The sequence below is a fragment of the Sphingopyxis sp. EU05-FHT14B03 genome, assembly GCF_058790875.1.
In genome coordinates, this window is record NZ_JBYTDC010000007.1 from 60,445 (window position 1) to 74,195 (window position 13,751).

The window sequence follows — 13,751 nt, forward strand, 5'->3', positions numbered from 1 at the left end:
ATGAATGATGCATCAGATCGATCCCGAGATGAAGGCGTGCATGGACGCCTGCCACGAATGCCATGTCACCTGCCTCCACATGGCGATGAACCATTGCCTTGAGGCGGGAGGCCGACATGCCGAGCCGCAGCACATGAAGATCATGGCCGATTGTGCGCAGATTTGCGCGGTCGCGATCGACTTCATGGCGCGGAAATCTGAGCATCACCGGCATATCTGCCGCGAGTGCGCCGAGATTTGCCGGGCGTGCGCGTCGAGCTGCGAAGGGCTGGACGGCATGGAGGATTGCGTCGCCGCGTGTCGCAAGTGCGCCGAGGCTTGCGACAAGATGGCCGCGTAAATGGCCCGAGGGCGGCGCTTTCCCCGCCGCCCTCCCGTTACATTGCGAGCCAAGGCGCGTGAGACGGTGCGATGCACGGTCAGGGTTGCGGCAACGCTTTAGAGAGGGGCGTTGTCTGCCCTGCCGCTAGTAGGCTAGCGGCCCGCCCGCCCGCGGCTTGGCGCGGCGGTTCCAGGCAAACCCGATCACGATCACGGCAAGCATCAGGAGTTGTGCCAGCACCGACTGAAATGTCGGGAACAGGCCCAACATCGAGATACGTGGCACGCTGGCGAGCGGCGCTATGTCGATGATCCCCGCCTCTTGGAGGGCAGCGACTCCCTTACCGGCCAGCACGACCGTCAGAGCGGCCATCAGCCACGAGCTGTAGCGGAAGAACTGCGTAATCGGCAGCGTCCGGCTGTAGCGGAGCATGGCCCAGGCGATGACGGCGAGAAGGCTGATCGCTGCGCCGGCGCCGGCCAGCAGCATCGCGGTGTTACCCTGTGTCGAGAGCGCGGCGTAGAAAAGGATCGTTTCAAAGACCTCCCGATAGACCACCAGGAATGCGAGCCCGAACAGGAACCATCCCGACCCGCTCGATAGCGCCCGTGACATTTTCTCCCGGATATAGCGTTGCCACTGATCGGCTTGGGCCTTGCCGTGCATCCAGATTCCGACCGAGAGCAGCACGATCGCGGCGAACAGCGAGCCGAACCCTTCGGTCAGCTCCCGGCTCGCGCCGCTGATCCCGATCGCATAGGTGGCGACGGCCCAGGTAAGCCCGCCCGCGATGAGCGCCCCGATCCACCCGCCATGCACATAGCGCAAGGCTTCTGGCCGTTCCGCTTTGCGGAGGAACGCGATCATGGCGACCACGATCAAAAGAGCTTCCAGCCCCTCACGCAGCAGGATCGTAAAGGCCCCCAAGAAGGTGGACGCCTGCGTCGCGGCGTCGGGCGCGAGCGCCGCCTCGGCATCATCGAACAGGCCGCCCAGCACTGCCACTCGTTCGGCCACATCATCGGCCGACGTGCTGCTCTCCACAGCGGCGCGATATTCTCCCATCGCGCCTTCGATCCTGGACATGAGCGTCGGGTCGCGCGCCGAGAGCGTCGGTTCGATCGGCTCGAACCCGTCGAGATAGGCGGACAGCGCCAGTTCCTTTGCGCCGCGCCGGTCGCCGCGCCGGAACGCGGCGAGGCTTTGCGCAAGCTTGGAGCGAGCGACCGCGAGCGAGCCCGGGGCTTGTTGCATCACCTGATCGGGGTGGCGCCGCAGATAGGCGAGCACCGCGTCGGCTTTCGCCTGCCCGATGCTGCCCGCAAGCGCGGCGGGGGTGAGCGCGACCAGGGTTTTCAAATCGGGGATCCGCGCCCGCAAGCTCGGCTGGGACTTCCACAGCCGTTCGCCTTCGACCGCTTGCGCGTCGGTCAGGGCGAAGCTGCCAGCGCGGAACGCCAGCGCCCAGCGTTGATCGTTCGGCAGATCGGCGAAGCTCTGCATCGCGGTCCCGTCGATGCCTTGGCTTATCACCTGATAGAGCGCGAACACGCTGCGCTGGCGCGCCCGTTCGGCGTCGGTGAACGCGATCGGCGGCGGGTCGAGTCTGGCAGCGTCAGGCCCATGTCCGTCGCCGGTGAGGCCGTGGCAGGACGAGCAGCTTTGGACGTATAGCCTTGTTCCCATGGCGGGGTCGGGTGCCTTGGCGGGAGCGAGCGGCACCGGATAGGCCTTGAGCAGATCGGCGGCGAGGCCATGCGCGAGTGTCGCGACCTCTCGGGACGATCCCTTGCGGCCGATCACGGCTTCGAGCTGCGAAGCGCTTTGGATTAGAGATTGCCGCTCAGGCGTCGCGGGAAGTGCGCGGAGGCGCGTCGACACCCCAGCGGCGAACTCCGTCATCTCCGCGTATTCGGACGCGCTTATGACCGCGCCGTTGGCGACCGCACCGCCATAATCGACCGCCATATAGTCGAGCAGACGCCAAGCAGTTTGAACATCGCGGGTATCGGCCATCGCCGCAGCGGGGATCAACAGCAGCATAAGCGACGCGACCAGCGCGACCAGAGGTGACGGCATATGGGTGATCGATTCCAAGCTTCACTCGTCGCGGACTATGCGAACAGCTCTCATTAGCAGTATTGGGCAGCGTGCGCGACCACCAATGGCAGGATGATGAACATCGCCGCCGGAGAGCTGGCGGGCGATCGTCTCCGGCGACAAGATCGTGACCGCGAACCCGGAGACGATCGGGGGGGTAGAAAAGCGGCAGCGAAGGCGCGTGACGGTGTGCGATGCACGATCAAGGTTTTCGATGAGGCTAAGCAGTGATTGAAGATACTTTCAGATCACGTACTTGTCCCAGCTTGCATAATGCTCGGCGCTGCGCTTTCCCCTTGGAAAGCTGAGGCCGACGAGCGCAATGCCGGCTACGACCGAGGCCACGGCCCCAAGGTGACCAACGCCGTCGAGGAGGAAAGGCGCGGCCACAAGCCAGGCTCCGAACGCGACGTTGATCAGCCGCAGCGCGCGGGCAACTTCTGCGGTGGCGATGATCGCGACCGTGATGACCAGCGCACCCACAACGTGATCGCTGTTCGCCATACCGCCTTCCGTGCCGAACAGTATTCGGGTCAGCATCAGCAGGACGCCGATGACGATGCTCGCAGTCAGCGTCCATGGCAGGGTCAGTCCCTTCTTTGCGTCCGCCCAGAAGGTGCTTGGCGAGGCCATCGCGTCCGACGCGTCCACCGCTCCCGCCTCTATCGCGTCACCCTGGAAGAAGGTGCGGATCAGCGGTTTGCCTTGCCGGCGCGCCCAGAGAAGGAACTGACCCATCGCAATCACCTCGTCGAGCGCGAAGGGGATCATGATCAGCATGGCGAGCGCGGCGATCAGCGCCAGCGTGCTCCATGTGCCGATGACGATGGGCTGACTGATGATGAAATAGATGCTGATGACGCCGAGCGGGATGACAAGGATGCCGAAGAAGGTCACCATCCACGGCATGGTCCGCCAGCGGTCGCGGGTGCCCATTACCGCCATCAGGATCTCGAGGACATAGCTGACCGTGCCGAGCCCACCATCGGGAATCGGCCAGGCCTTGGACATGTCCGAGGTGATGATCTCCTCGGTGCCGTTGCGTGGATCGCTCAGGGAGCCGGCGAAAAACGGCTCCCAAACGCCGTCAATATGCCCCAGTTGGTAGGCGGTGAGGATGCGCGAGGTGAGAAGGCCGATCAGACCCATGGCGACGATCGGCAGCCGCTGTGCGTCGGTGGATGGCGAATAGGTCCAGCCGGGCGGGATGTTCTTGGGGTCCATCATGCCCGCCATGCTCATGCCCGGCATCATCGGCACGAGCACCGACAGGGCGATCACGGCCGAGCCGATGAGCAGGTTGTTGTTGTACTGAGCGGCGCTCGGGCTCCAGAAGATCAGCGGGGCGAAGAACAGCCAGATGCCGACGAACGCGACCGCCCACTGCGCCCATGTCTTCGTGCGGGCTGACAGGGAAAGTGCACCGAACAGCGCGATGGCGAACCCGCTGACGACGTCGCTGATGGCCAGCGCGTTCGCCCGCCACTCGATCGACGGCAGCCCGCGATCAATAGTTACGAAGCGCGCGGCTTCGCCGACACTCTGCGTGGTCACGGAATCGTATATGAGCGGGCTGGAGGCGAGCCACAGACCGAGACCGATGTTGGCGTAAAGCGCCCAGCGGGCACGGCGCTCATCGCGGTCCATCAAGGCCATGTGATCGCCGTGCCCGCCATGGCCCGACATCGCCGCGCCCGCGCCGCCGGTCTCGTGCCCCATCGCCGCGTGGTCCATCTTGCTGTGGTCCATCCCGCCGTGATCCATACCGGCCATTCCGGCGACTGCCGCTTCAGCTTGGCGGTGGTCCGGCTCCGCAGGTTTGGAAGCTTGATTGTCGTTCCAGGCGACCAGGTTCTCGTTGAGCTTGTTGTTCCGATACCAGGCGCCGGGATGACGCTTCAACGCGGCAACGATCGTCGGCAGCGAGTCGCGAAGATTGTGCTTCGGCTCCCATCCGAGCAGCGAACGCGCGCGGGAGACATCGAGGATATAGTGGTCGTTGCTGCTGTCGATCATCCAGGGCTGGATGAAGTCGTCGCTGCCGAGCGCTTCGTTCTGCAGGATGATCCCGGCTTTCGCGAGCGGCTGCGGAATCCGGATCGTCTTCCAGCCCTCACCGTGGAGCGCCTCGCCGACGATGTCCTGGATCTCGGCATAGCCGGGTGCGTCGGGCTCGCCGATGAGCAGCGGCAGTTCTGACGGCAGTTCGTGCCGCCGATCGACCAGACGCAGCACGGCGTCAGCCAAGTCGTCGCGGTGCACCGATGACTGCGCCGCACACAGCATGCCGGGATAAAAATGCGAAATCAGGCGGTGCTCGTAAATCTGCGATATCTGCTGCGCGAGAAAAGCCGAGCGTCCGTCGTCGTCGTAAACTCCGGCGGCGCGCATATAAACGACGGAGATGTTTCCGTGGCGCTCATGCAGCAATGTCTCGGCGTCGACCTTGGACTGCGGATAGGCCCAGGACGCGCCGATCGGCGAGTCCTCGTTGATGCGCTCGTCGGGTGTGGGGGTCGGCTTATGAACGAGCATCGTGCTGGCGAAGACGAATTGTCCGACTTCGAACGATTGCAGCCCGTCAATCAGCCGGCGGGTGCCCTGCACGGTGACCTTGTCGTAGAGCGGATTGGGGTCACCCGTGATATCATAATAGGCGGCGAGGTGGATCACCGAGGCGATGCGGTTGCCGTACCGTGCGCGCACCTCGTCAAGCGCAACTCGGACCGCTTCGTCTGACCCGAGGTCTATGTCGATCGCCGCCGCGGGCGGCGGTGGGTCGGGAGGGCCGGCGCGATCAAGGCCGACGACCGTGTAGCGCTCGCCGAGCTGGGCAATCAGCGCTGCGGCGATAAAACCGCTCGCACCCGTGATGAGGACGACTTCGCCACCCTGGCCGCTGCCGGCTTCACTGCGTTTGCCATCGGTCATGACTTTGCCACCCTTGTTCATTCATCTCTGAAAACACTGACAGGCCCACCCGGACCAACCCTCTCGCACGCCCAGCTTTGCAGCGCGACGCGGCCTTCCCGCAAGCGCCTGTGGGCGACTTAGGGCGTCGGACACGTAAGCTCAGTCCAAGCGGGGGGTGTCTTGGGAGGCGAGGGTTAAGCCGCGTAAGTGGGTAAAAGAAGGTGGAAGGCCTGAGCGGCGCTTGCGTGGACGGTTGGTCCATAGCGCTTACATGCCCGACGCGGGTGGCGCGAGGGTGCCTAGCCATGCCACGAGCGCCAGGATGCCGATCACGCAGGCTGTCTCGACCGCAAGGCTGACCCGCAGCGCCGTAAGCGCCCCGCCATGGTCGTTCATGGCAATCGAGCGCTCGAAGGCCGGCGTGAGGCGGAACCGATTGAGCGAAGCGAGCCCCAGCATCGCTGCGAACAAAACCAGCTTGGCGAGCAGCAGCAGGCCGTAGAGCGTCGTCCCCAAGGCCGCGAAATTGGCTGGGCCGACGAGCAGCCAGCTGTTGATCAAACCAGTTACCACCAGGGTAACAACAACGAGCGTACCAACGGAGCCAAACCCGTGCAGGGCGCGATGGGTCAGCCGAAGGTGCGCAGCATCGATCTCCTCGGCGCGCCGCGCCATCAGGAGAAGCAATCCGAACAGCGCCCCGACCCACAGACCGGCAGCAAGGAGATGGAGGATGTCCGCAGTGAGGTGAAGCCATCCCGTGCTTCCCTCGCTCGCGGCACCATGCCCGTTCCACGCGAGTGTCGCCAATGCCGCGGCTGCCGCAATCATGGCCATAGCCAGCCATGATGCTCTGCCTCGCGCCAGCAGGGCTGCACCGCCGGCGATGACGAGCGCCACCATACGCACCTTCCAGGCGGTGCCAACCGCCGACCCTCCGAGCAGCGCGGCCGCAGCAGCCTGATCGATCGGCCAGAACGGAGATCCGGCCATCGCCGAGGCCATGAGGATCAGGCCAGCGGCCGAGAGAAGCAACCCGAGCGCCGCGCTTGCCGTGAGCCAAGGCCGCAGCGCGATTGCATCATCGCGCTCGCCAAGGCGAAGGCCGTAGAGGCTGAAGGCCGACAGGCCGAACAGCGCCGCCAGGACCAGGTACAACGCCAAGCGGATGGCGACGGTCGGCCAGTCGAGCATTCGCTCACTTCACCGTGAAATTGTAGCTGCCGGTGATTTTGTGTGTATCGCTAGAGACGACCTGCCAGCCGACGCTGTAGCGCCCACGCGGGAGGCGCTGCTTCGGGGTGATGGTGAGCGTCCGGCCATCGGCGCCGACTGCGGCGCTGCTGGGCATTTTCATGGCCGCCATGCCCGGCATCGCTGCCATGGTAAGGTCGGCCTTGGAGAAAGCCGGCACGAGTTTCTCGCTGAACTGAAGGCTGATCTTCTCGGGGGTCGCGACGGCCGCGTTGGCGGCGGGGCTGGAGGACACCAGCTTCGGGTGCGCGTTCGCCACGCCGCCTGCGAAGAATAAGGCTGCGGCGGCAGTCGTGATGAACAAGCGACGCATCAGGGTAATCTCCATTTCGATTGGGTTCACCTGTATTACGCAGCCGGGCGGGTCACCCCTCACGATCTTTTTCGTGCCGACGCACCGCTCTCGATGAGGGGCCGGCGGTGGCGGCGCGTATTCAGAAGGGAGCATGGGGCGCTTTTCACCGCGTCTCCTCTCGAGACGAACTGTGGCCGCGGGCCTGGACGGGCGCATGCGCGGGGTAATGATGAGGTTGCGATTGACCGATCAAGGCTGGACGGGCGACCCCGAGGAGGTCATCGACTGTCTGATTGTGGGCGGCGGTCCAGCGGGCCTCATGACCGCGATCTATCTGTCGCGGTTTCTCAGGAGCTGCGTCGTCTATGACGCGGCGGCAGGGCGCGTCGCCTCCATCCCGCACTCGCGCAACCTGCCAGGATTTCCCGGAGGCATTTCCGGCGTCGCGTTTCTTGCGCGATTGCAGGCTCAGCTGCGCGAATATGGCGGTACGGTCCAGAGCGGTGAGATCGACGCAATTGTCGCCTTAGGCGACCACTTCTCGGCAACCTGCGAACTGAACATCTTGCGCGCGCGGACCGTTGTCCTCGCGACCGGTGTCCTCAACCGGCGTCCCGAGATGCCCGATGCGATGCATGACATCGGCGTGGCGCGTGGGCTTCTCCGCTATTGTCCGATCTGCGATGGTTATGAGGCCCGGCGGATGAACGTGGCGGTGCTCGGCGGCAGTGGTCATGGCGCTGAAGAAGCTGAATTCCTGAGGGCTTATGGGGCCAAGGTCACGCTTCTGGCTGAGCGCTCGCTCGATCTCGGGCCGACCGAACTTGCCAAGCTGAACCAGCAGGGCATCGATGTCGCCCCCTCGCCTGTCGAGCAGCTGCGTCTTGGCGACTGTGTCGAGGTGCGGTTGGCCAATGGCCTGGAGCTGCAATTCGACACGCTTTACCCTGCGCTCGGCTCGTCGCCTCGGACGCGGCTTGCCACTTTGCTGGGCGCGAAGCTCAGCAAATTAGGGTGCGTGCTGACCGATGCCCACCAACAAACCTCGGTTGATGGCGTGTACGCAGTCGGCGACGTAGTAGAAGGGCTCGATCAGATCAGCGTCGCAGCCGGGCAAGCGGCAATCGCTGCGACTGCAATCCATAATCTGTTGCGCGACCGCGACAGCGGATTGTCGTCCGCCATCGCCGGGCTGTATCCCGCTCGGAGCGTACCGCCGACGTAGTGGGAGCCACTGGCGGTGCACCGAGCGAAAGCCGCCAACAAAGCGCTGATCGCCGGCTCGCTTGTCATCTTCTTCGGCTGCTTCGCGCTTATTCGTATCCACACGACGATCGGCGACACGGCCTTCCTCCGTTCGATGATCCCGCACCACGATCCCGAGGCTTGCGCGGGAGTGCATCGAGACAGTGTGCTATTACCAGCGTCGGGGGTTGCTCGACACGCCCTAGCGGGGCCGGGCTCGCCGGCGGCATCCGACGCTATGCTTGAAAAGGCCTACGGCACGAAGGTCGGCGCTGCCGCATTTCGTCGCATTCTCCTTCGCAGCGCGCCAACACGCGACCGGCTACTAAGCGTCGGGGCCCCTCAGAACGCCAAGTGGTTTATTCCGCCGTGCATGAAGGTTCCGCCGAGGAACCCCTGGATTGAGATCGCGAGTGTCATCAGGCCAAGCACCGCCCAATACAACGACCGCGACCGCTCGGGACCCTTGCGGTGGCGCGCTGCCATCCAAGCCAGCGCGACGCCGAAGACCGCGATCGATGTCCCGAGCCAGCGATGCGTCATCAGGATAGGGTTGCGGTCGGTCAGGTAGAACCCGCCTGCGAACCAGCCCAGGAACGCCGCCACGATCGCTCCCAGCGCGCCGACGACCAGCATTATGTGTGCGACATGCTGATAATCCCGGTTGCGGCGCCACAACCCGAACAGCTCCACCCCGAACGCACCGATGAACAGGGCGATGGGAAAATGAATGACCATGGTATGCACCCGGCCCAGCCAGCTCACAAGCCGTTCGCCGAAAGTCTTGTTCTTGTTGGCGGTCTCCTCGTGCATGCCGCCCATGTCCATGTCGTCGCCGGCGATGTCGCGGCCGCCCATGTTCATGTCCACGGTCGACATAGAGCCCATGCCCATGTGGCCGTCGCCAGCGTCCGCCCCATCTGCTTTCTGCGTCTCGGCTGCGCTGCTAGCGGCCGGCCCGGGACCGGCCCCGAGCGCATCGTGATCTTCGTGCGCCGATGCCGACGTGCTTACTGAGATTGCAACCGCAAGGAGTAGAGCGAAAGCCCCGCCTCGTTTACCGCCCATCACCCAACCCCTTGAACCGTGTTGTTTCAATCCAGTTTACGCACGCCGCGCCTTCTTCCCTCACCTGCCCAGCTTCCTTTGTGAAACTTTCCGTCTGCTCTTCAAGACGGACTGGACGCCACAGCTACGCTGGCTGCGGCGACCGCGTCATGCCACTCCGCCAAAAAACATCGACCGATCAGCTGCCGTGGCGGGCGAACAGGCGGCGGCCGCTGGGACCAAAGGCGACCACGTCATAGGCTTGCGCCTTGACGCCCGGCACTTCCATTCCTGGCGAGCCGAACGGCATGCCGCCGACCGCGAGGCCTCGCACGCCCTTGGGCCGGGTCGAAAGAGCCCGCTTCATGTCGGCGATCGGCACGTGGCCCTCGAAAGCGATGCCATCGGCGATTGCGGTGTGGCAGGACGAGACGTCCGCGGGAACGCCCGCGCGCTTCTGCAGCGCCGGGCGGTTGGGATCATCGACGACGCGCACCTGACGGCCGAGCTGCTGCTGCACCTGCGCCGCCCACTTGGCGCAACAGCCGCAGCCGGGGTCGCGGTGCATAACGATCGGGGTAGCCGCGCTGGCGGCAACCGGAACCAACAAGGCTGCGGCAGTAAGCGCAAATCGCAACGCTGACTTCATGGAAAAATCTCCTTGGTCGTTCCTCCCGTCTCCTCGCTGGGGGCGGGAGGAACGAGGCTTATTACTGAGGACGCTTGCCCATCGACCGGAGCATCGCCTGGAGTTCACCGATGCTCTTGTTCTGCTCGGCAATCGATTTCTGGGCCATTTGCCGGGTCTTCGCATCGGGCGACTCCCGGAGAACGATCTGCGACATGGCGATCGCACCGCGGTGATGCTCGATCATCTTGCGGACCCACGTCTCGCTCGCATTAGCGCCCTTGGCCTTCATCATCTTTTCGTGCATCGCCATTTCGGCGGGCATGAAAGGCGTGTTCATGCCAGGCATGTTGTCGTGGTTCATGCCTTGCATTTTCGAATGGTCCATGCCCTGCATCTGCTGCTGAGCCAAAGCGGGGCTCGCCGACGTCGCGGCCAGAGCCAGAAGTGTTACTGTCTTGAACATCGACTTCTCCTTCTTGACCTCAGCCAACCCGACAAGACTAGTCGGCCTCAAAACCATGTGCGAATGCCCAGAACTAGGCTGGTCGACGCCGCCCCCTGGCCTTCGGCGCGTGCGAAGCGAGCCGTGTCCCCGAAGCTGCGGTCGTACGATATGCCCACATAGGGCGCGAACTCGCGCCTGATCTCGTAGCGGAGACGCAGACCGAGTTCGGCCGTGGAAAGGCCTGAGCCGATGCCGATTTCCGGCACGTCCTGCGCGGCGAAGTTTAATTCGGCGCGGGGCTGAAGGACTAGCCGCTGCGTGATCCGCTGATCGTAATAGCCTTCCAGGCGCCCGAGCAGGTCGCCCTTGTTGGACAGGAATAGCGCGCCCTCGACATCGAAGAAGCCGGGTGCCAGCGTTTCGAAGCCGACCGACGCATAGACGCGCGAGGGGTTGGGCTTGAAATCGTAGCGGACGCCAAGCTGTATATCGGTGTATGGGCCAATGGCGCGCGAATAAAGCGCCTGTACCTCCGCCGCTTCCAGACTTCCCCCGATATTCCCTTCGCCCTCGGTCTTGAGCACCAGCCGGTTGATATCACCCCCATACCAGGCACTGCCGTCCCACCGGTAACCATCGCGACCGTCCCGGATCTGGACTTCAGCCAGATTGAATATGACCTGGGAGAAATTCTGCCCGCCGTGCATCGACCGCAGATGCTGCTGCGAATGCGCCATGGCAGCGGCAGAGTAGACCTGGTCCGCGGCCCGATCCGTCGGGATGGGCGGCGGCGGAGCGGTGCCGGCCTGCAGGTTGGTGCCGATCATCGCCGCGCCCGTGGCTGAGGGCATGCTTCCCATGTCGTGTCCCGGCATGCCTTGCATCGCGCCCGAACTCTGGCCCATTCCCGGCATCGATCCATGGTCCATGCCTTGCCTGGTGCTTGGCTGGCCGGAGGCGGCACCGCCGGAGGCACTTGGCATGGCCGACATGTCGTGCGCGGTATTGGGGTTGGGGTTGGCTCCAGGCGTATTCATGCCCGGCATGGTCGTCATGTCATGACCGGCGTGAGGATCGGCAACGATCGTTGCAGGGGCCGGAGGCTTGGCGGGCTGATTCGCAGCGGGCTTGGCCCCCGATCCCGTTTTCGCGGGCGGTGTCGATCTAGCGGCGGGCTTTGGGGACGCTTTGCGCGCGACGGGCTTGGTCGCTGCGGGCTTCTTGGCGGCCGGCTTTTTAGCGGCCGGCTTTTTCACCGCTGGCGTATTTGACGGCGGCATCTTCATGCCCGGCATATTGGAATGGTCCATCTGCGCGGCCACCGGACTTGCGAGGCCAAGTGCCGCGCCGCCAGCGATCAAGAGGAACTTAGGCTGCATCGCGGTTCTCCTCGCCCATCGGGCGAACCGTCACGACACGCATCATCCCCGCGGTCATGTGATAAAGATTGTGGCAGTGGAACGCCCAGTCGCCGGGCGCATCGGCCGTTACGTCGAATGTCATCTTACCGCCGGGCGCCACATTCACCGTGTGCTTGCGAGGCGCGAAGTCGCCATGTCCGGTCACCAGCTCGAAGAAGTGGCCGTGCAAATGAATTGGGTGCGGCATCATCGTGTCATTGACCAGGGTGACGCGCGCGCGCTCGTCCTTGCGGAACGGGATGGGGTCGGCAGGGTCGCTCATCTTCTGGCCGTCAAAGCCCCACATGTAGCGCTCCATATTGCCCGTCAGGTGGATCTCCAACTGACGCGACGGGGCGCGAACGTCCGGGTTGCGGTCGAGCGCGACAAGATCGCGATAAGTGAGCACGCGATGATCCGCGTCCTCCAGCCCCTGCGGCGGCTCGCCCGTGCGGTCCTTCGGCATCGGCGAGATGGTCTGCACTCCCGGCCCCATCTTGACGCCGGGCGCGTTCTTGGGGTTGCGCATGTTCATGTCCATGCTGCCGCCTGACCCATGATCCATCCCGGCCATGCCGCCGCTGCTCATCTGACCATGGTCCATGCCCGCCATCCCGGCAGCGCCCGCCGCCATTTGGCTATGGTCCATCCCTGGCATAGCGCCGCTCATCTGGTCGCCCCCCATCCCAGCCATGCCGGCCATCGCAGCGCCTACCGCCTTCGTTCCGTGATCGGTGGGCTCTTTCCACCCGGTGAGCTTCCACAGGTTGCGCGAGGCATTCTGCATCAACGTGGGATCCGGCCCGCGCTTTGCGACCGGGTTCTCGTCCGCCATACCGGACATCCCCTCCATCCCGCTCATGTCCATGCCCATGTCGGTCATGGTCAGCAACGTGCGCGGGCGGAGCGGCGGGACCGGGGCGATCATGCCCTCGCGCGGGGCCAGTGTCGCGCGCCCCATGCCGGATCGGTCGATCGCCTCGGAAACGAAGCTGTAGGCGCGGTCCTCGGGCGTCACGATCACGTCGAAGGTTTCCGCGACGCCGATCTGGAATTCGTCCACGGTTACCGGCCGGACGTTCTGGCCGTCGGCCTGCACCACCGTCATCGGCAAGTCAGGGATGCGCACGTTGAAGTTGGTTTGCGCCGCAGCATTGACGATGCGCAGCCGAACCCGCTCGCCCGGTCGGAAGAGGCCCGTCCAGTTGTCGTAAGGGCCAAAGCCATTGACGAGGAAGGTGTAGGTCGACCCCGTAACATCCGCAATATCGGCCGGGTCCATGCGCATCTTGCCCCATTCCATCCGATCCTTGAGGCGCATCTCGCGGCCGGCGAGCAGCCCGCTCAGCGTCGGGCGCTGATAGTTGAAATAGGCGCCGCCCATCTGCTTGAGCTTGCGGAAAATTTCCTCGCCCGTCATTTCGCTATGGTCGGAGAGGACGATCACATGCTCGCGGTCGAACGCGATCGGGTCGGCACCGGCCGGATCAATCACGATGGGTCCGTAGAGCCCTGCCTGCTCCTGTTCGCCCGAATGGCTGTGATACCAGTAGGTGCCCGACTGCAAGATCGGGAATTCGTATACGAAGGTCGAACGCGCCTTGATGCCAGGGAAGCTGATGCCGGGCACGCCGTCCATTTGGAACGGCAGAATGAGCCCGTGCCAGTGAATCGAGCTATCCTCGTCGAGATTGTTGGTCACTGCGAGACGGACGTTCTGGCCCTCCTGGAGGCGGACGAGCGGTGCGGGCACGGTGCCGTTGACGCCGATTGCCGGCGTCGTGATCCCGTCCATGACGAGCTTCATCCTGTCGATCGTCAGCGCGATGTTTGTGCCCGACACGGTCGGCAGGGGCCTGGCGATGCCGCGCGACACAGGTTGCGCCCAAGCCGGCAGGTAGGCCGACATGGCCAGCGTGCCGCCAAGCATGGCGGTTCCGCGCATTACGTCGCGCCGGTTTAGATTGCGGCTCATGCCTTTCCTTCGCTCCAGTTCAATGCTTGCGGCCGGCGGCGGGGGGGGGGGGGGGGGGGGCCGACCTTCTCTTTCCTTCCACGCAAACAGGCTCACCCCCTCCCGCGAAGTCGAGAATTTTTGA

At 64.4% G+C, this 13,751-nt stretch carries 11 protein-coding genes and 1 pseudogene; 3 read left to right on the top strand and 9 right to left on the bottom strand.

What is annotated here, in order from left to right; all coding sequences use genetic code 11:
* The first annotated feature begins 7 nt into the window (after nt 1-7).
* Nucleotides 8-340, top strand: a complete 333-nt coding sequence (locus tag AC3WS4_RS24990) for a four-helix bundle copper-binding protein (protein WP_058818218.1) — start codon at nt 8-10, stop codon at nt 338-340.
* A gap of 126 nt (nt 341-466) precedes the next feature.
* On the opposite strand, the gene AC3WS4_RS24995 is transcribed toward AC3WS4_RS24990, so the two are convergent.
* From AC3WS4_RS24995 to copC, 4 genes are all read right to left on the bottom strand, one after another.
* Nucleotides 467-2,401 carry a cytochrome c/FTR1 family iron permease gene (locus AC3WS4_RS24995; protein WP_058818219.1) on the bottom strand — a complete coding sequence of 645 codons (1,935 nt, stop codon included), beginning with the start codon at nt 2,399-2,401 and terminating at the stop codon, nt 467-469.
* Nucleotides 2,402-2,665: 264 nt separating this feature from the next.
* On the bottom strand, nt 2,666-5,353 hold the full coding sequence (locus AC3WS4_RS25000) for a vitamin K epoxide reductase family protein (protein ID WP_058818197.1): 2,688 nt from the start codon (nt 5,351-5,353) through the stop codon (nt 2,666-2,668).
* Nucleotides 5,354-5,602: 249 nt separating this feature from the next.
* Complete coding sequence (gene copD, locus AC3WS4_RS25005) at nt 5,603-6,529, bottom strand: copper homeostasis membrane protein CopD (RefSeq protein WP_058818198.1); 927 nt, start codon at nt 6,527-6,529, stop codon at nt 5,603-5,605.
* Nucleotides 6,530-6,533: 4 nt separating this feature from the next.
* On the bottom strand, nt 6,534-6,932 hold the full coding sequence (copC, locus tag AC3WS4_RS25010; RefSeq protein ID WP_425442438.1) for a copper homeostasis periplasmic binding protein CopC: 399 nt from the start codon (nt 6,930-6,932) through the stop codon (nt 6,534-6,536).
* A 166-nt stretch (nt 6,933-7,098) separates the two neighbouring features.
* On the opposite strand from copC, the gene AC3WS4_RS25015 reads away from it, so the two are divergent.
* Complete coding sequence (locus AC3WS4_RS25015; RefSeq protein WP_492743055.1) at nt 7,099-8,109, top strand: NAD(P)/FAD-dependent oxidoreductase; 1,011 nt, start codon at nt 7,099-7,101, stop codon at nt 8,107-8,109.
* Nucleotides 8,110-8,133: 24 nt separating this feature from the next.
* Nucleotides 8,134-8,259, top strand: a pseudogene (locus AC3WS4_RS25020) (DUF305 domain-containing protein); the annotation flags it as partial.
* Between the two features lie 212 nt (nt 8,260-8,471).
* Here AC3WS4_RS25020 and AC3WS4_RS25025 read toward each other — a convergent pair.
* The 5 genes from AC3WS4_RS25025 to AC3WS4_RS25045 form a co-directional block, all read right to left on the bottom strand.
* Nucleotides 8,472-9,008, bottom strand: a complete 537-nt coding sequence (locus tag AC3WS4_RS25025; RefSeq protein WP_030541569.1) for a DUF2231 domain-containing protein — start codon at nt 9,006-9,008, stop codon at nt 8,472-8,474.
* A 367-nt stretch (nt 9,009-9,375) separates the two neighbouring features.
* The gene (locus AC3WS4_RS25030; protein WP_046407136.1) at nt 9,376-9,825 is read right to left on the bottom strand and encodes a DUF411 domain-containing protein; all 450 of its coding nucleotides are present in this window, start codon (nt 9,823-9,825) and stop codon (nt 9,376-9,378) included.
* Nucleotides 9,826-9,886: 61 nt separating this feature from the next.
* The gene (locus AC3WS4_RS25035; RefSeq protein WP_030541567.1) at nt 9,887-10,270 is read right to left on the bottom strand and encodes a DUF305 domain-containing protein; all 384 of its coding nucleotides are present in this window, start codon (nt 10,268-10,270) and stop codon (nt 9,887-9,889) included.
* A 47-nt stretch (nt 10,271-10,317) separates the two neighbouring features.
* Complete coding sequence (locus AC3WS4_RS25040) at nt 10,318-11,631, bottom strand: copper resistance protein B (RefSeq protein WP_058818200.1); 1,314 nt, start codon at nt 11,629-11,631, stop codon at nt 10,318-10,320.
* Nucleotides 11,621-13,627 (bottom strand): copper resistance system multicopper oxidase, encoded by a 2,007-nt coding sequence (locus AC3WS4_RS25045; RefSeq protein ID WP_030541566.1) that lies wholly within the window; start codon nt 13,625-13,627, stop codon nt 11,621-11,623. The genes AC3WS4_RS25040 and AC3WS4_RS25045 overlap by 11 nt, the downstream gene beginning before the upstream one ends.
* Nucleotides 13,628-13,751: the final 124 nt, after the last annotated feature.